Below are 17,512 nucleotides of genomic sequence, written 5' to 3'. Positions count from 1 at the left end.
GTGGGTGACGGCCCTTCCGGTATGCATGCGACATGACCAGCGCGCCCACCACGACCACCACCGTCCGCCGGGTCCGCCCGGCCGACGCCGCCCGGATGCGGGCGCTCCGGCTGGAGATGCTGGCCGACTCCCCGCTGGCGTTCCTGGAGACCGTGGCCGAGGCCGCCGCCCGGCCGCACGCCGAGTACGCGGCCCGGATCGCCGCGGTCGCGCGGGGCGAACAGACCGCCCAGTTCGTCGCCGACCCGGGCGGCCGGCTGGTCGGCCACGCCGGCGGCACGGTCGCCCCGGACGAGCCGGGGCTGACCTTGATCTACGCCGTCTACGTCACGCCCGCGTGGCGGGGCAGCGGGCTGCTCGGCGCGCTGGTGGACGAGGTGGCCGCCTGGTCCCGGGCGTGCGGCCGGCCCGAGCTCATGCTGGAGGTGGTGGTCGGCAACGGCCGCGCCTGCCGGGCGTACGAGAAGCTGGGCTTCGTGGACACCGGGGTGCGCGTCCCGCACCCGAGGATCCCGACGCTGCACGAACTCCAGATGCGCCGGCCCGCCTGACCGCCCCCGTCCGGGTGCGTTTGTTGTCGCCCCGGCAACAACAAACGCACCCGAACCGCAAGATCACACGTGGCGGCGGCTCTGCACGATGCGGAACCGGTTCGCCACGTACGCGCCGTCGGTCAGCGCCGAGTTCGCCGCCGGGTTCGCACCCGAGCCGTGGAAGTCGGAGAACGCCGCCGACTGGTTGACGAACACCCCGCCGGTCAGGTTGCAGGACAGGTGCACGCCGGCGTCGACGGCGGCCGCCTCGGCCGCGTCCAGCACCGCCTCGTCGGTCGAGTAGACGCCGGCGGTCAGGGCGCCCTTCTCGCCGACGGTCGAGCGGAGGATCTCCAGGCTGTGCGCGGTCGAGTCGGTCGCGATCGCGAACGAGATCGGGCCGAACCACTCCCGGGAGTAGGTCGCGGTGTCGGCCGCGTCGAGCTTCACGACGGTGGGCGTCCGCACCACGGCGTCGGGGAAGGACGGGTGCGCCACGGTCCGCGACTCCAGCACCGGCTCGCCGACCTTGGTGACCTCCTCCAGCCGCTCCAGCACGCCGTCGTTGACGATCGCGCCGGTCAGCTCGACGCCGCGGGCCGGGTCGGCGGTGAGCTTGGCGACCGCGCCGGCGATGCCGGCCGCCACCTCGTCGAAGCTCTTGTGCCCCTGGTCGGTCTCGATGCCGTCCCGGGGGATCAGCAGGTTCTGCGAGGTGGTGCACATCTGGCCGCTGTAGAGGGTCAGCGTGAAGCCCAGGTTGCGGCACAGCCCGGCGAAGTCGTCGGTGGAGTCGATCACCACCGTGTTGAGGCCGGCCTTCTCGGTGTAGACGGCGGCCTGCCGGGCGTTGGCCTCCAGCCAGTCGCCGTACTCGGTGGAGCCGGTGAAGTCGACGATCTTGACGGCCGGGTGCAGGGCCAGCGTCGAGGCGAGCTTCTCGTCGGCCGCCTCGGGGGCGAGCTGCACCAGGTTGGGGTCGAAGCCGGCCTCGGCGAGCACCTGGCGGGCGTACTTCACGGTGATGGCGAGCGGCAGCACCGCGCGCGGGTGCGGCTTCACGACCACCGGGTTGCCGGTGGCCAGCGAGGCGAACAAGCCCGGGTACGAGTTCCAGGTCGGGAAGGTGTTGCAGCCGATGACCAGCGCCACGCCGCGGGGCACCACGTGGAAGGTCTTGCTCATCCGCAGCGGGTCGCCCTTGCCGGCGGCCTTCTCCCAGCCGGCCGTGCCCGGGTGCCGGGTCATCTCGGCGTACGCGTAGGCGATCGCCTCCAGCGCCCGGTCGAGCGCGTGCGCGCCGCCGGCCTGGAAGGCCATCACGAACGCCTGGCCGCTGGTGAACTGCACCGCGTTGGCCAGCTCGAAGATGTTCCGGTGCAGCCGGTCGAGGATCTCCAGGCAGACGCCCACCCGGGCCTGCGGGCCGGCGTCGCGCCAGGCCGGCAGGGCGGCGGTGGCGGCGGTCACGAGCTGGTCGGCGGTGGCGTGCGGGTAGCGCACGTCGAGCGCCACGCCGAACGGGCTGACCTCGGTGGCGACGGTGCCGCCGTCGCCCGGCTGGTCGAGCGGGAAGTCGCCGCCCAGGTACGCCTCGAAGGCGGCCTTGCCGTCGGCGGCGGCGGTCTCGCCGTACACCCGGGGGCTGGGCGACTCGGGATAGGCGGACCAGTACCCGCGCTCCGTGATCGCGGTCAGCGCCCGGTTGAGGGTCTCGGCGTGCCTGTCGTACAGGGGGTGCGGGGTCTCCGTCATGCCCGCCATCATGCAACAGCTTGCCACCAGATCAGTAGTGGCGTGTCACAAGTCAGATCGTCAGCTGCCAGTCGGTCGAGCCGGCCGCCGGCCGGTAGCCGAGCTGCTCGTTGATCGCGATCATGTGGGTGTTCGCCGCCGCGTTGAAGGTGTCGATCACGCGCAGCTCCGGTTCGCGCGCCAGCGCGTGGTCCAGGTTCTCGATCTTGGTGAGCAGCCCGAGCCGGTGGCCACGGTGCTCCGGCGCCACGATGGTGATCTGCTGCCAGGCGTGCCAGGTGGTGTTGGCGGCCAGGCTGACCATGCTCCACGCGACCAGCCGGCCGGACGCCTCGTGCACCGCACCGACGTGGTAGCGGCGGACGCCGCGCGCGTCGAGCGCCCGCTCCGTGCCGCGGATCCGCTCGGCGTCGACCTTCTCCTGTTCCCATTCGAGGTCACCGAGGGGCGCGTCCACCAGCAGCCGGCCCTCCAGGTAGGCGACGTCGCCGACGTACTCCTCGGGGGTGCGGTCCGACCAGCGGACCGTGCGGTAGCCGGCGGCGGCCGTGCGGGCCTCGGCGAGCAGGCCGGCCAGGCGCGGCCGGTCGAGCGCGGTGACGTCCAGTCGGCGGCGCACGTCGGCGAGCGCCGGCTTCGCGCCGACGGCGGCGGCGAAGGCGGCACCGGGCAGTTCCCGGCCCTCCTCCCCCGGCAGCGGGGTGACCGTCGAGCCGACCAGCCGCTTGCCGCCGTGTTCCCGGAGCAGCCGCAGGCCGTGCTCGTGCAGGGCGCGGCCGACCCCGCGCCGCCGGTACGCCGGGTCCACCACCAGCTCGACGCTGGCGTTCTCGGTGTTGTCGAGGGTGTGCAGGAACAGGCGGACCCACCCGGCGGGCACGCCGTCGAGGCGGGCCACGCACCAGCGGGTGTCGACGCCGGGCATCGGGTGTCGCAGCGGCGCCTCGAACCGCCGCCGGCACAGCGGCGGGAGGTCCGGCTCGTCCACGGCCTGAGCCGCGACGGCCGTCCGGTAGACGGCGTCCAGGGTCGCCTGTTCGGCGGGATCGAGGAGGGAGACCGAGATGCCCATGCCCGTGAGCGTGGCCCCCGCACAGCGAAGGGGCCAGCGGTTTTCCGCCGGCCCCTTCGGACGTTGGTCGGGAGGGACGTCCGCACAACGCCTCCGGCGTTGGGTCGCAAGAACTTGAAAAGTCTCCGGCGGATGCCCTCCCGCACGGAGCATCTTGCGCCGTCCAATTCCTGCCGTCAAGTCCTTGTCGGCGCGTTTTCCGCACTCACAGCGAAAAGCCAGTTACCCAACGGATCACCCCAATCCCCCGCCCGGGCGATCCCCCCATCCCCCGCCCGGATGACTCGGGGGACGGGGGTCAGGACAGGAGTCCGGCGTCCCGGGCGGCGCGGAGGCTGGGCCGGATCCGGTGGGTGGGCCCGACCTCGGGAGCGACCGCGTCGATGGTCTTGAGGCCCTCGCCGGTGTTGAAGACGACGGTCTCCGCCGCCGGGTCGAGCCGGCCGGACTCGACGAGCTTGCGCAGCACCGCCACGGTGACGCCGCCGGCCGTCTCGGCGAAGACGCCGGTGGTGCGGGCGAGCAGCCGGATGCCGGCGCGGATCTCGTCGTCGTCCGCGTACTCCATCCAGCCGCCCGTGCGACGCACCGCCTCCAGGGCGTAGAGGCCGGCGGCCGGGTCGCCGATGTTCAGCGACTTGGCGATGCCGGTCGGCTTCACCGGGATGATCGTGTCGCTGTCGGCGTGCAGCGCGGTGGCGATCGGGTTGCAGCCGGCGGACTGGGCGCCGAACACCTTCCAGCCGCCGGCCGGTGCCTCGACCAGCCCGATCTCGACCAGCTCCTGGAACGCCTTGTCGATCTTCGTGAGCAGCTCGCCGCTGGCCATCGGGATCACCACCTGGGCCGGGATCCGCCAGCCGAGCTGCTCGGCCACCTCGTAGCCGAGGGTCTTCGAGCCCTCCGCGTAGTAGGGCCGCACGTTCACGTTGACGAACGCCGTGTCCTCGAACTCGTCGGTCTCCACCAGCTCGCCGCAGAGCCGGTTCACGTCGTCGTACGAGCCGTCGATGGCGACCAGGTCGCCGCCGTAGACGGCGGTGGTCACCACCTTGCCCTGCTCCAGGTCGCTGGGGATGAAGACCACCGAGGGCACCCCGGCCCGGGCCGCGTGGGCGGCCACCGAGTTGGCCAGGTTGCCGGTGGAGGCGCAGGCGTAGCGGGTGAAGCCGAGCGCCCGGGCCGCCGTCAGCGCCACGGAGACGACGCGGTCCTTGAACGAGTGGGTCGGGTTGCCGCTGTCGTCCTTGACCCAGAGGGGGGCGGTCAGGCCCAGTTCGGCGGCGAGGTGCGGGGCGGCGACCAGCGGGGTCAGCCCCGGGTCGAGGGTCACCCGGGTGGCCGGGTCCTGGCCGGCGGGGAGCAGGGCGGCGTACCGCCAGAGGTTCTTCGGCCCGGCCTCGATCTGCTCGCGGGTGACGGCGGCCAGGGCCGTGGTGTCGTAGTCGACCTCCAGCGGGCCGAAGCACTCGTAACAGGCGTGCTGGGCGGCCAGCGGGTAGCGCGCGGAACAGGCGCGGCAGACCAGGGCGCGGGCCGGGCTGAGGCTGGTGTCGATGCCGGAGGCGGCGGGGATCGTCGACGTCATGTCGAGGGTTTCCTCTCATCTTTCCCCGCATCGCCGGGTGCGGCGGGGACGGAATTGGCACCTGCCCGCGGTCGCTCGTCGTCGAGCGCGCGGGTGGTTGCCGGGGCGTCATCGGGCCGTATCCCTCAGCCCCTCTGGATGAGGTATGCAGTTGTGCCGCCGAGTCTATGCGGGCGCCGGGGCGATGCCGAGCCGGGTTCCCACGGTGTGAACCGCGGCCCGGGTCAGCGCGCGACGACCGCGACCGGCTCGATCACCGCAGGGTGGTCGGTCACGGCGACGGCCGCCGGGGTGGCGGGCGCCTTCCGGGTACGGGTGGCCAGGTTCGCGGCGACGAGGGCGGCGATGGTCAGCGCGGCGCCGACCAGCTCCACCGCGCCGGGCCGGTAGCCGCGCAGGATCTGCACCGCGAACGTGGTGACCGGGACCAGGTTCATGAACAGCGCCGCGTCGGCCACGCCGAGCCGGCGGATCCCGGTGTTCCAGGCGAGCACCGCGAGGACGGCGGCGACCACCACGGCGTACGCCAGTTGCGGGGCGACCGCGACGAGGTCGGCGGCGGCGGGCGCGTGCTGGAGGCCGGTGACGTCGGCGACGGCGCTGGCCGCGAGCATGGCGAGCAGGCCGGCGACGGAGGTCAGCGTGGTGTAGCGCAGCGGCGACCACTCGGTGAACCGGCTCGCGCCGTGCGTGTAGAAGGCCCAACCGAGCACCGCGCCGATCATGAGCAGCCCGCCCACCCCGAACTGGTCCAGCCCGTCGAGCCGGCCCCGGGTGATCACCAGCCCGACGCCGAGCAGCGCGACCAGGGAGAGGCCGAGCAACGCCGGCCGGGGACGTACCCCGTCGCGCGCCCAGCGGACGAGCTGGGTGACCAGCGGGGTGCTGGAGGCGAAGAGGGCGATCTGCTGCGGGGTGGCGTGGCCGAGGGCCAGGTTGGTCAGCACGTTGAAGCCGGCGAAGCCGAGCACCCCCAGCAGCACCACCTCGGTGGCGCGACGCTGCGTCCGCAGGGCGGTGATCCCTTCGCGGGCCAGCAGCAGGGTCAGCAGCACGGCGGCGGCGAGCAGGTACCGGGCGGTGGTCAGGTTGAGGGCGTCCACCCGGGTGAGCGCGCTGGCCAGCACGGGAAACATGACGCCCCAGCTCACCACGGCGAAGAGCGGGAAGGCGGCGGAACGGGAACGCATCGCGGCTCCAATGTTCGAGTATCGTCGAACCAACGGAGCCGACTCTAGGAGGTTGTTCGACCGATGTCGAACATAGGTTACGCTGGTCACATGGAGCTGCACGAACCCGAGCTGCGCGAGGTGCCCGTCACCGCCGTGCTGGCCGCCCTGGCCGACGACGTCCGGCTGCAGATCGTGCGCGCCCTGGCCGAGGGCGGGGAGCACGCCTGCGGCACCTTCGAGTTCGGCGTCTCCAAGGCGACCCGCAGCCACCACCTCAAGGTGCTGCGCGAGGCCGGCCTCACCCGGACCCGGGTCGCCGGCACCAGCCGCTACGTCCGGCTCCGCCGCGAGGAGCTGGAGCGCCTCTACCCGGGGCTGCTCGACGCGGTCCTCGCCGCACCCGCCCGCGCCTGACCCTCCCCTGGCCCGGGCCACACCGGTCGGCCACCGGCTGGAATGATCGCCGGATGCGGACGGCGGCGGCACGGATCGGAGCCCTGGCGGGCGTGGCGCTGGTCGCCGCCTGCGCCCCCGCGCCGACGCCCCATCCCGTCTCCGCACCGGCCCCGCCCACCCCGGCGCCCCGCACGTCACCGCCCCCGCCCGCCTGCCCGCCCGACGGGATCCGCATCACCGAACTCGGGGTGAGCGCCGCCATGGGCCTGCGGGCCATGGGCCTGGAGCTGGTCAACTGCGGTGACCGCCCGTACGAGCTGCGCGGTTATCCGGCACCCCGCCTCCGGGACGCCGACGGGGACCCGATCGCGGTCCAGATCATTCCCGGCGCCCGCCCGATCACCTCCGGCTTCGACCAGCCGCCCGCCCGGCTCATCCTGCGCCCCGGCGAGCGGGCCGGCGCCGCACTGCTCTGGCGCAACCTGGTCACCGACGCCTCGGTGGTGGCGAGCAACGGGGCCCACCTCGACGTCGCCCCACTGCCGGGCCGGCCCGCCCACCCCGTCGAGCTGGACGGGCCGATCGACCTGGGCAACACCGGCCGGCTCGGGGTGAGCGCCTGGAAACGCTACGACGGCCCGTCGGCGACGAAGCCACCCGACCCGAGCGACCTGCCCTCCACCGAACCCACCCCGGACAGCCGCCTCTGAAGGTCACCCCCGACAAAGATCCTGGTAGGAAACGGCCCCCCGAAGGGCCACTTCCCACCAGGATCTCGGCGAAGAGTTCGGTCAAGCCGCGACCGAGGGGCGGGCGGCGGGTTCGGTCGCCACCTCACGGGGCCGGGAGAGCAGCGCGTCCAGCGCCCAGCTGCCCGGGCCGAGCACGGCGACGAGCAGGAACGACCAGCAGAAGAGCGCGGCCGGCTCGCCGCCGTTGCGCAGCGGCAGCGGGCCGTCCGGCTGGTGCACCACGAAGTACGCGTACGCCATCGAGCCGGAGGCGAGCAGCGCCGCGGGCCGGGTGAGCAGGCCGACGAGGACCAGCGCGCCGCAGACGAGCTGGATCAGCGCGGCCCACCAGCCCGGCCACTCGCCGATCGGGACCGCCCTGCCGGTCATCGGGTTGCCGCCCAGGACGCCGAAGAGGGACGCCGCGCCGTGGCAGAGGAAAAGCAGGCCGGTGACCATGCGGAACAGGGAGAGCACGGGACCGTTCAGTCGCGCCGGGACCATCGGGGCCTCCATAGATAGGGATGGATATCCCCAGCATGAGGCAGTCAGGCATCGGCCGTTACTGATTCCTTAGGGTTGGGAAGACTTTTTGGGAACGCTCCCATCGTATCCCGGCGGGTCAGCTCGTGACGTCCTTGCGGGTGAACCGCCAGAAGGCCAGACCCCAGAACAGGGTGGCGTAGGCGACCGCCGAGATCGTGCCGCGTACCACGTCGTCGGTCTGCACCGGCGTGGACAGCAGCCCGAGCCAGGCGCTGCTGAAGTGGGTGGGCAGGAACGCCCGCAGCCCGCCCAGCGCGGTGATCTGGTCGAGGATGCTGGAGAGGATCCAGAGCAGCACCGCACCGCCGACCGCGCCGAGCGCGGCGTCCGTGGTCACCGAGAGCAGGAACGCCAGGCCGGCCACCACCAGCAGGACCACCGTCAGGTAGCCGAGCACGCCGAGCAGGCGGACCAGGCCCTCACCCGGGGCCAGCTCGGCGGAGACCTGGCTGCGCAGCGGCGACCAGCCGTACCGGAGGGTGCCGGCGAGCAGGGCGGTGCCGGCGAGCAGCACCAGCGCCAGCGCCGAGTACACGAGCGCGACCACCAGCTTCACCGTGAGCAGCCGGGCCCGGGGCACCGGAATGGCCAGCAGGTAGCGCAGGCTGCCCCAGCTCGCCTCGCTGGCCACCGTGTCACCGCAGAACAGCGCCACCACGACGACCAGCAGGAAGGACGACGAGACGAAGATCGAGAAGAGGGTGAAGTTCAGCCCGCCCGAGGTGGCCAGGTCGACCAGGCTGGCGAACTCGCCCCGCCCGTTGTCGTCGTCACCGCCCGAGTCGAACTGGAACGCGATCAGGATGATCAGCGGCAGCAGCACCATGAACCCGAGCGCGAGCTGGGTACGCCGCCGCGACGCCTGCCGGCGGAACTCCGCCAGGAACGGCAGGGTGGCCGACGGCCGGTAACCCACGGCCGCACCGACCGGTCCGACAGAAGACGACTGAGCCATCACCGGTCCCCGCTTCCCCGAGAGTTCTCGCCGACCAGGGCGAGGAACGCGTCCTCCAGGCGCCGCCGGGGCACCACCCGGTCCACCCCGATGCCGGCCCGGACCAGTTCGGCCACCACCTCGCTGCGGGCGGTGCCGTTGGTGTCCACCACCAGCCCGCCGTCGCCGTCGGGCAGCACCCGTACGCCGGCCAGCCGGTCGAGCACACCGCGCGCCGCGTCCGGGTCGCTCACGTCGAACAGCACACTGGGCGACTCCCCGACGATCTCCTCGACCGGGCCGGACGCCACGATCCGCCCCTTGTTCACCACCACGGCGTGCGTGCAGGTCTGCTCCACCTCGGCGAGCAGGTGGCTGGAGACCAGCACCGCCCGGCCGTCGGTGGCGTAGCGCTGGAGCACCCGGCGCATCTCGGCGATCTGCGGCGGGTCGAGCCCGTCCGTCGGCTCGTCGAGCACCAGCAGTTCGGGCAGGCCCAGCATGGCCTGCGCGATGGCCAGCCGCTGGCGCATGCCGTGGCTGTAGTTCTTCGTCCGCCGGTGCACCGAGTCCCCCAACCCGGCGATCTCCAGCGCCTCGTCGAAGTGCGCGTCCGCCCACGGCCGGCCGGTCGCCCGCCAGTACGCCCGCAGGTTCTCCAGCCCGGACAGGTGCGGCAGGAAGCCCGGCCCCTCGACCAGCGCGCCGATCCGGGAGAGCACCGGCGAGCCGGGCACCAGCCGGTGCCCGAAGACGTAGATCTCGCCGGCGGTGGGCTGGGTCAGCCCCATGAGCACCCGCAGCGTGGTGGTCTTGCCGGCGCCGTTCGGCCCGAGCAGGCCGACCACCTGGCCGGGGTGCACCTCGAAGTCCACGTCGGAGACGGCGACGAAGCCGTCCGCGTACTCCTTGCGCAGGTTGCGGACGGCGAGCGGGACGCCCGCGTACGCCGGGTGGACCGAGCTGTCCTGGCGGCGGTGCCGGCGGCGGGCGAGCAGGACGACCACGACGAGCCCGACCGCGATCGCGGCGAGCAGGCCGGCGAGCACCCAGCGCCAGACCGTGGCGGTGGTGGGGATGGGCGTGGCGTCGACCGTGGGCAGCACCAGCGGGCCGTCGCCGAGCGCCACCGTGTACACGGCCGGCTCGGCCGGCGTGGCGTACGCCTGGTCGGAGGTGGCCACCACGACCCGCAGCCGGTGGCCGGCCTCGATCCGCCGGACGATCGCCGGCAGCGTGACCGTGACCGGCTGCGCCGCCTCGACGGCCCGCGGCAGGCCGGTCAGCCGAACCGGCGCGACCAGTCCGTCCGGCAGCGTGGCCGCGCCCTGCGGGTCGACGTCGTAGAGCTTCACGAAGAGCACCGCCTCGCCGGTCGCGGAGGCGGCCCGGACGCGAACGGTCGGCGCGCCGACCACGTCGACCGGGTCGGCCAGCGGCGCGGACTCGAACCGGGCGTGCTGGCCGGGGATGTCGCCGGCCACCCCGTCCAGCAAGGAGCCGAGCGCCCCGGCGAACGGCACCGACGAGATCGCCGCCGGGTTGCCGTTGGGCGGGTTGGCGACCGGCTGGGCCGGCCCGGCCAGCGTCACCTCGCGGCGGCCCTGCCCGGTCACGCCCGGGTAGTCGGCGGTGCGGAAGCCGGTGGCCACCAGGCCCCGGTCGAGCGCGTCGAAGCCGGCGATCCGGGAGAAGGTGAAGCTGTCGCCGGGCGCCTCGCCGTCGCCCTTGACGTAGTGGTCGAGCCACTGCGCGGTCAGGTACTTCACCCGGTCGGAGTCGGAGGTCGGTCCGGCGCCGCCGTCGTGGCCGCCGGTGAACCAGGCGACCCGCACCGGGGTGCCGGCGGCGGCGATGCCCCGGGCGTTGGCGTCCGCCTCGGTGAGCGGGAAGAGGGTGTCCGCCTCGCCCTGCACCAGCAGGGTGGGCGCCGTGATCCGGTCGAGCACCCCGGCCGGGGAGGAGCGGCGCAGCAGGTCGACGGCCTGGGCGTCGGCCCGCCCGGTGGTGGCGATCCGCAGGTACGCGGCGCAGACGTCGGCGGCGAACCGGCCGCAGGACGGGTCGGCGGCGCCGGCCGGGGCGCGACCGGGGCCGGCGCCCGGACCGGCGCCGGGCTGCGGGCTGGGCGCGCCGGCCGACGCCGGGGCGCCCTCCGGCTGGGCCGCGCCGGTGCCGGAGAGACCGGCCGGGCCGGAGCCGGCGTTGCCGCCACCGCCGAAGAAGATGCCGGCCCAGCCCTTCTTGAACACGCCCTCGGTGGGCGCCTTGCCGGTGCTCTCCGGCAGGAAGGCGCGGGACAGGTCGTTCCAGGTGATCATCGGGACGATCGCGTCGACCCGGCGGTCCTGCGCGGCCAGCAGCAGGGCGAGGCCGCCACCGTACGAGCCGCCGACCACGCCGACCCGGGGGTCCCCGGCCGCGTCGAGGCGGACGTCCGGGCGGGCGGCGAGCCGGTCGAGCAGGCGCTCGGCGTCCCGCACCTCGTAGTCGGGGCTGTCCAGGTGGATCTCGCCGCCGCTGCGGCCGAAGCCGCGGGCGGTCCAGGTGAGCACCGCGTAACCCCGGGCGGCCAGGTCCTCCGCGTCGGAGCGGACCGACTCCTTGGTGCCGCCGAAGCCGTGTGCCAGCAGCACCGCCGGGACGCGGTGCCGGGCCGAGGCGTCGTCCGGCAGGTAGAGCGTGGTGTCGAGGTCGACCGGCTGGTCGCCGGCCGGTCCGGAACGGACGGTCACCGGTGCCGACTCGGTGCGGAAGCCGGGGCGGTCCGGGCGCGCCGCCCAGACCAGGGCGGCGGCGACCAGGACGACCACCACCACCGCGGCGACGAGCCGGCGCGGGCGGCCGGCCAGGGCGCGCCGGATCCGCGCGACAGGCAGCGGTGATCTCATGCGGCACACGGTACGGCCCGCCGGCTGAGCATTCCCTGAGATCCGCCGTACGTCCGTCCGGTTGCACCGTTCGTTGTCCGGGTTCCGTCGACCGAGGAAGGTCCAGAGCGTCCCAGCGGGATGAATTCTGATCCCGTGAATTCACATCTACGCTCGCAAATGCCGCCGATGCCACCTTCCTCCCGCCCATATCGGACGCTCCGTAGGTGCAAGGTCAACCGGACGTGACGCGACCCGAAGTGACGTGAAGCCGACTCGCGGAGCAGGCTCCCACCCTCGCCCGGTTCGATTACTTTTCCGGTCCGGTGCACGGGACTGCGTACGGCGACCTCCCGGCTCCGGACCGTCCCCCGCCGTCGCCGGAGGAGACAGACCATGACCGTCCCCGCGCCGCGGACCCGTCGGCGGCCCTCCGTACCGGGCCGCACCGTGCCCCTGCTGCTCGTGCTGGCGCTGCTGGCCCCGCTGGGGCTGCTCTTCGCCCAGACCGACGGGCACACCGGCGACGACCACGACCTGGCCGCCCGGGAACGGCTCGGCGTCCGCTACCTGCGCGCGCTCGGGCCGGTCACCGACGCGCTGATCGACGCGCAGACCACGGCGGTCGCCGGCCGGCCGGTCTCCCGGGCGGCGCTCACCGCGGCCGTCGAGCAGGCGGCGGAGGTGGACGGCGCGGTCGGCGACAAGCTCCGCACCCGGGAACGCTGGGCGGGGGTGCGGGCCAAGCTGGAGGCGCTGCCGGAACGCGGGCTCGCCGACCGGGAGGCGGCCCTCCAGGCGTACGGCGAGGTCGCCGACCTGCTGCTGGCCCTGCACCGGAAGGTCCGGGAGGCCTCCGGCCTGGTCCGCGACCCGCGCTCCGACTCGTTCTTCGTGCAGGACGCCGTCGGCGCCGACCTGCCCGCGGCCATGGTCGCCGCCGGCCGCCTCGCCGACGTGGCCACCCTCGCCCCGGACCGGTCCGCGGCGGACCGCCCGAAGACCGTCGCCGAGCTGGCCGAACTCCGGGTCGCCGCGCTCGGGCCCGCCACCGACCTGGTGGACGACCTCCGGGCGGCCGTGGGCAGCTCGGAGAGCACCGACCTGGGCCCGACCGTGCTCACCCCCCTGGACACCTACCAGCGCTCGGTGGAGGCGCTTGCCGCGTTCTCGGCGCCGGCCGGAGCGGCCGGGCCCGACCCGGTCCAGCTCGGCGCCGCGCGGCGCGGCGCGCAGTCGGCCGCCACCCAGCTCCGGCAGGTCATCCTCGACCAGCTCGACGCGCTGCTGGTGGAACGGCTCGACCGGCTCGACCGGGACCGCTGGCTGGCCCGGGGCGCCCTCGCGGCGGCCGGGGTGCTGCTCGCCGTGCTGGCCGGGGTGCTGCTCTCCGCGCTGCGGCGCGCCCGCCGCCGGGCCGCCGAGGCGGACCGCGAGCCCGCCGAGGCCGGCCCGCCGCCGGTCACCCTCCACCCCGACCCGCCGGCCTTCGCCGGGAACGGCGAACTCCTGCCCGTCGGCGGCGGACGCGGCGACTCCGAGCGGTGGAGGCCGTTCGATGCTGCTCGGTAGGCTCCGGATCCGGGGCAGGCTCGCCCTGCTGGTGATCATCCCGCTGCTCAGCATGGTCGGGCTGGCCGTGCCGGTGGTCCTCGACCGGGTCGCCGCCGCCCAGCGGGCCGCCGACATCGCCGACACCGTCCGGGTGGCCAGCCGCATCGGCAGCCTCGTGCAGGATCTCCAGCAGGAACGGCTGCTCTCGGTGGGGTCGCTGCTCGGCCGGGTGACCCGTACCGAGCTGATCCAGAAATCCGCCACGGTGGACGACCGGGTCGCCGACCTGCGGGCCGAGTCGCTGCCGACGCCGGTCCAGGCGGCCCTCGACGGGGTACGCACGCTGGGCGACCTGCGTACCGCCGTGCTCGCCGGCAAGGCCACGCCGGACGAGATCATGAGCGCGTTCCGCACCGTCGACATGGCGTTGATCGAGGCGCTGCGGCTGCCGTTCCAGGTGGACACCGGCACCTCGGCCGGGCGGCAGGTGCTGGCGCTGGACGCGCTACTGCGCGCCGACGAGGGGCTGGGCGCCTGCGCCACGCTCATCGTGCTGGTCAAGACGACGGGCGATCCGAAGGTGGCGGGCTCGTACATCGCCTGCATGGCCGCCCTCAACGTCGACAACCAGCGGTTCCGCAGCCTGATCACGCCGGAGCAGTACCGGCTCGCCATGCTGGACGACGCGGCGGTCGCCGCCCGGACCAGCCCCACCTTCCTGGTGGACAGCGTCAAGGACCCGGTGACGGCGATCGCGGCGGTGCCCATCGACGCGCTGTTCCCCTCGGTCCGCTCGATGATCACCCTCGGCCAGTTCGTGGAGAAGAAGATCGTCGCGGACGTCATCGCCGAGACCCGCGAGGAACACCGGGATGCGCTCGCCGCCGCCTGGCTGGTCAGCGCGGCGGCCGCCCTGATCCTGCTGAGCGTGGTGCTGCTCGGCATGGCGGTGGCCCGCACGGTGGCCCGGCCGCTGACCCGGCTCACCCGCTCCGCGGACCGGGTCGCCCGGGTCGCCGAGGCGGAGCTGACCCGGGTGGTCGACGACGAGTCCGAGACCGTGCCGCCGGTCCGCCTCGACCCGGTCGACGTCGGGTCCCGGGACGAAATCGGCGACCTGGCCCGGGCGTTCGAGCGGGTGCAGCGCACCGCCGCCCGGCTGGTCGAGCGGCAGGTGGCCGGCCGGCGCAACGTGGCGCAGATGTTCGGCCACGTGGGCCGGCGTACGCAGAACCTGGTCGGCCGGCAGATCGCCCTGATCGACCGGCTGGAGCGGCAGGAGACCGACCCCGGACGGCTGGAACACCTGTACCGCCTCGACCACATCTCCAGCCGGCTGCGCCGCAACGCCGGCAGCCTGGTGGTGCTCTCCGGCGCGACCGGGTCGGACGGGCACGTCGCCCCGGTCCCGCTGGCCGACCTGGTCCGGCTCGCGCTCGGTGAGATCGAGGACTACACCCGGGTGGACGTGCAGGTCCCGTCCGGGGTGTCGGCGGGACCCGCGGCCGCCGGTGACCTGGTGCTCGCGCTGGCCGAGCTGATGGAGAACGCCACGGCCTTCTCCCCGCCGCACACCCGGGTGCTGGTGGCCGGCGAGCAGACCGACGACGGCGCCCGGCTCACCGTGGTGGACCGGGGCATCGGCATGACCGAGGAGCGCCTCGCCGCCGAGAACGCGCGGCTCACCCGCCGGGAGCGGCTCGACCTGGCGCCGACCGAGGTGCTAGGGCTATTCGTGGTGGGCCGGCTGGCCCGCCGGCACGGCTGGAGCGTCCGGCTGGCCGCGACCGCCGGCGGCGGGGTGACCGCCCACCTGGACATCCCGGCCGCCCTGCTGGTGGTCCGTCGTCCCGAGCGGGCCGGTGCGGCCGTGGCGCGCGCCTCGGTGCCGTCCCGGGAGCGGCGCACGCTGCCCGAGCCCGCCCGGACCCCGGCCGCCGACGAACCGGCCGGCTTCGACGTGGCGCTGCTGAGCCGGGCCACGCGGAGCATCGAGGCCGGTGAGTCCTGGAACGCCTTCGGCAACCCGGCCGCCGACCCGAGCACGGTCACCGGCCCCGGCGCGGTCGCCGACTTCCGCACGACCGCCGGCCCCGGTCCGGTCGCCGACTTCGGCACGACCGCCGACCTCGGCGCGCCGCCGACCGCCTGGCCGCCCCTCGTGGCGCCCGCCACCACGGTGCCGGCGACCCCCGGTCCCGGCACCCCGGACCCGCCGACCCCGGTCGGCGCCCCGGCCCCGGCCGCGCCCCCGGCCGCCGGGCGGGCGACCGGCCTCCCGCCCGCCGGGCCGGCCCTCGCGTCCCCGCCCGCCGGGCCGGCCTGGTCCCAGCCGCTGATCCGGCAGCGGGTGCCCGGGGCGACCCTGCCGCCCGGCGAGCCCGCGCCGGGACCGGTCGTCGCCGACACCGCCGACACCGCCGACGCGGCCACGGTCCGGGCCCTGGTCGAGGCGTTCCAGGACGGCGTACGCCGGGCCGAGGACGACGCCGCTCCCGCCGTGCCCACCCCCGACCGGCCCCGGCTCAGCCGGCGCGTGCCCGGGGCGAACCTGGCCGGGTCCCCGGCCCAGACCACCCCGCCGGCAAGCCCGCCGCCGGGGGACCCGGCCGAGGTCCGCGACCTCATCACCGACTTCGAGGCGGGCGTCGCCCGTGCTCTGCGCGAAGTCGGTCCAGACCGCCGCTACGAAGAGGACGCATCACGGTGACCAGCCCGTTCCTGCACGACAACGCCGACCAGACCACCGCCGGCGGCCTCAGCCCCGAGGCGCGCACCTTCAACTGGCTGCTCGACTCGTTCACCTCCAGCACGGCCGGGGTGATGGAGGCTATCGCGGTCTCCTCGGACGGGCTGCTGATGGCCATGTCCGCCATCAAGGACCGGTCCAACGCGGAGCGGCTGGCCGCCGTCGTCTCCGGGATGACCAGCCTCGCCGGAGGCGCGGCCAGCTGGTACGCCCTCGGCGGGTTGAACCGGGTGATCGTCGACATGGCCGAGGGCTATCTGCTGATCAGCGCGATCAGCAGCGGCTCGGTGCTCGGCGTGGTCGCCGACCGCTCGGCCAACCTGGGCACCGTGGCGTACGAGATGACGCTCTTCGCCGGCCGGGCCGGCGGCGCCCTGAGCCCCCGGTTGATCGCCGAACTGAAGAACGCCGTCCAGCAATGACCCCGGAGGCGGCCGGCGAGGACCCGGAGCCGGAGCCCGGCACCCGGATCCGCCCCTTCCTGCGCGCGCCGTCCCCCGGCCCCGGGCCGGACGCGGGCGACGGGGAGCCCACCGGTCCGCGTCCGTTCGTGCTGACCGCCGGGCGGGTGGACGGCGATCCGGCGATCGGCCTGGAGACCCAGGTGACCGCCCGGCCGGAGAGCGGCTCGTGGGCGGTGATCGCCCGGCTGGCCCCGGAACTGGCGACGATCGTGGCCCTCTGCGCGGAGCCGATCTCGGTGGCCGAGATCTCCGCCCGGACGCGGATGCACTTCGGCGTGACCCGGGTGCTCGTCGGCGACCTCCGCGCCGCCGGGCATCTCGACGTGCACCTCGGGGACGCCGACGACGCCCTCGACCCCGACCTCATCCTGCGAGTGATTGATGGACTCCGTGCGATCTCCTGAATGGCCGGCGGCCGCGGCGGGCGGGCCCGTCGCGAACAGCGCCGCCACCCGGTACGGCGCCCCGCCCACCACCGTCCCGCCGGCCGACCGGCCCGCCACGCCGGCTCCGCCGCCGCCGTACCGGCCGCCCGAGGTGGCCGCCCCGACGGTCAGCCGGGTGTCCGCGCCGCGCCCACCGGTCCCGGTGAAGATCCTCATCGCCGGTGGCTTCGGGGTGGGCAAGACCACCACGGTGGGCGCGATCTCCGAGATCGCCCCGCTGACCACCGAGGCGGAGATGACCACCGCCGGGATCGGCGTCGACGACCCGGGCGCGGCCTCGGACAAGACCACCACCACGGTGGCCATGGACTTCGGCTGCGTCACCATCGACCGCAGCCTCAAGCTCTACCTCTTCGGCACGCCCGGCCAGGCCCGCTTCGGCTTCATGTGGGACGACCTGGCCCGGGGTGCGCTGGGCGCGCTCGTGGTGGTCGACAGCGCCCGGCTCGACGACTGCTATCCGGCGATCGACTTCTTCGAGCGGGCCGGGCTGCCGTTCGCCGTGGGGGTGAACGCCTTCGACGGCCGGCTGGCCCTCGACCTGCCGTCGATCCGCTGGGCGCTGGCGATCGGCGAACACGTGCCGCTGGTGCAGTTCGACGCCCGGGACCGGCTCTCCGTACGGGACGCGCTGCTGGTCGTCCTGGACCGGGCGCTGGACCGGGCGACCCGGGAGAAGGGGGCCTGAACCGGGCGCCGGTT

Annotated in this window: 15 protein-coding genes and 1 riboswitch; of the genes, 8 read left to right on the top strand and 7 right to left on the bottom strand. The window is 74.6% G+C overall.

Annotation, left to right across the window (positions count from 1 at the left end; genetic code table 11):
• Positions 1–32 precede the first annotated feature (32 nt).
• Positions 33–551 (top strand): GNAT family N-acetyltransferase, encoded by a 519-nt coding sequence (locus NFX44_RS07780; RefSeq protein WP_262282825.1) that lies wholly within the window; start codon positions 33–35, stop codon positions 549–551.
• Between the two features lie 63 nt (positions 552–614).
• Here NFX44_RS07780 and paaN read toward each other — a convergent pair whose 3' ends face one another.
• The 4 genes from paaN to NFX44_RS07760 form a co-directional block, all read right to left on the bottom strand.
• Positions 615–2,288: a phenylacetic acid degradation protein PaaN gene (paaN, locus tag NFX44_RS07775; RefSeq protein ID WP_262282824.1), complete on the bottom strand. Its 1,674-nt coding sequence runs from the start codon at positions 2,286–2,288 to the stop codon at positions 615–617.
• A 52-nt stretch (positions 2,289–2,340) separates the two neighbouring features.
• A complete protein-coding gene (locus tag NFX44_RS07770) occupies positions 2,341–3,360 on the bottom strand; it encodes a GNAT family N-acetyltransferase (protein ID WP_262282823.1) in 1,020 nt (339 codons plus the stop codon).
• A gap of 298 nt (positions 3,361–3,658) precedes the next feature.
• Positions 3,659–4,948, bottom strand: coding sequence for a threonine synthase (gene thrC, locus NFX44_RS07765; protein ID WP_262282822.1), 1,290 nt, complete (start codon positions 4,946–4,948; stop codon positions 3,659–3,661).
• 12 nt (positions 4,949–4,960) lie between these two features.
• A riboswitch (SAM riboswitch) is annotated at positions 4,961–5,093 on the bottom strand.
• A 79-nt stretch (positions 5,094–5,172) separates the two neighbouring features.
• Positions 5,173–6,138, bottom strand: a complete 966-nt coding sequence (locus NFX44_RS07760) for a DMT family transporter (RefSeq protein WP_262282821.1) — start codon at positions 6,136–6,138, stop codon at positions 5,173–5,175.
• Between the two features lie 90 nt (positions 6,139–6,228).
• On the opposite strand from NFX44_RS07760, the gene NFX44_RS07755 reads away from it, so the two are divergent.
• Together NFX44_RS07755 and NFX44_RS07750 are read left to right on the top strand one after the other, a co-directional pair.
• Positions 6,229–6,534, top strand: coding sequence for a helix-turn-helix transcriptional regulator (locus NFX44_RS07755; RefSeq protein WP_262282820.1), 306 nt, complete (start codon positions 6,229–6,231; stop codon positions 6,532–6,534).
• 53 nt (positions 6,535–6,587) lie between these two features.
• Positions 6,588–7,226, top strand: a complete 639-nt coding sequence (locus NFX44_RS07750; RefSeq protein ID WP_262282819.1) for a DUF4232 domain-containing protein — start codon at positions 6,588–6,590, stop codon at positions 7,224–7,226.
• A gap of 81 nt (positions 7,227–7,307) precedes the next feature.
• Here NFX44_RS07750 and NFX44_RS07745 read toward each other — a convergent pair whose 3' ends face one another.
• From NFX44_RS07745 to NFX44_RS07735, 3 genes are all read right to left on the bottom strand, one after another.
• Positions 7,308–7,751 carry a DoxX family protein gene (locus NFX44_RS07745; RefSeq protein WP_262282818.1) on the bottom strand — a complete coding sequence of 148 codons (444 nt, stop codon included), beginning with the start codon at positions 7,749–7,751 and terminating at the stop codon, positions 7,308–7,310.
• A 118-nt stretch (positions 7,752–7,869) separates the two neighbouring features.
• A complete protein-coding gene (locus tag NFX44_RS07740; RefSeq protein WP_262282817.1) occupies positions 7,870–8,748 on the bottom strand; it encodes an ABC transporter permease in 879 nt (292 codons plus the stop codon).
• The gene (locus NFX44_RS07735; RefSeq protein ID WP_262282816.1) at positions 8,748–11,618 is read right to left on the bottom strand and encodes an alpha/beta fold hydrolase; all 2,871 of its coding nucleotides are present in this window, start codon (positions 11,616–11,618) and stop codon (positions 8,748–8,750) included. Before NFX44_RS07735 ends, NFX44_RS07740 begins: the two co-directional genes overlap by 1 nt.
• Before the next feature lie 375 nt (positions 11,619–11,993).
• On the opposite strand from NFX44_RS07735, the gene NFX44_RS07730 reads away from it, so the two are divergent.
• Genes NFX44_RS07730 through NFX44_RS07710 form a run of 5 tightly spaced genes read left to right on the top strand, consistent with a single transcriptional unit; the run spans position 11,994 to position 17,498 of the window.
• Positions 11,994–13,169, top strand: coding sequence for a hypothetical protein (locus tag NFX44_RS07730; protein ID WP_262282815.1), 1,176 nt, complete (start codon positions 11,994–11,996; stop codon positions 13,167–13,169).
• Positions 13,156–15,861: a nitrate- and nitrite sensing domain-containing protein gene (locus tag NFX44_RS07725; RefSeq protein ID WP_262282814.1), complete on the top strand. Its 2,706-nt coding sequence runs from the start codon at positions 13,156–13,158 to the stop codon at positions 15,859–15,861. Before NFX44_RS07730 ends, NFX44_RS07725 begins: the two co-directional genes overlap by 14 nt.
• Complete coding sequence (locus tag NFX44_RS07720; protein ID WP_262282813.1) at positions 15,858–16,322, top strand: roadblock/LC7 domain-containing protein; 465 nt, start codon at positions 15,858–15,860, stop codon at positions 16,320–16,322. The genes NFX44_RS07725 and NFX44_RS07720 overlap by 4 nt, the downstream gene beginning before the upstream one ends.
• Positions 16,319–16,768 carry a DUF742 domain-containing protein gene (locus tag NFX44_RS07715; protein ID WP_262282812.1) on the top strand — a complete coding sequence of 150 codons (450 nt, stop codon included), beginning with the start codon at positions 16,319–16,321 and terminating at the stop codon, positions 16,766–16,768. The genes NFX44_RS07720 and NFX44_RS07715 overlap by 4 nt, the downstream gene beginning before the upstream one ends.
• On the top strand, positions 16,746–17,498 hold the full coding sequence (locus tag NFX44_RS07710; RefSeq protein ID WP_262282811.1) for an ATP/GTP-binding protein: 753 nt from the start codon (positions 16,746–16,748) through the stop codon (positions 17,496–17,498). Before NFX44_RS07715 ends, NFX44_RS07710 begins: the two co-directional genes overlap by 23 nt.
• The last annotated feature ends 14 nt before the right edge of the window (positions 17,499–17,512 follow it).

The organism is Micromonospora sp. MA102 (genome assembly GCF_025460765.1).
Classification (GTDB): Bacteria; Actinomycetota; Actinomycetes; order Mycobacteriales; family Micromonosporaceae; genus Micromonospora; species Micromonospora halotolerans.
Note: the sequence above shows the minus strand (reverse complement) of the source record. Positions and strands in the feature narration are given on the sequence as shown.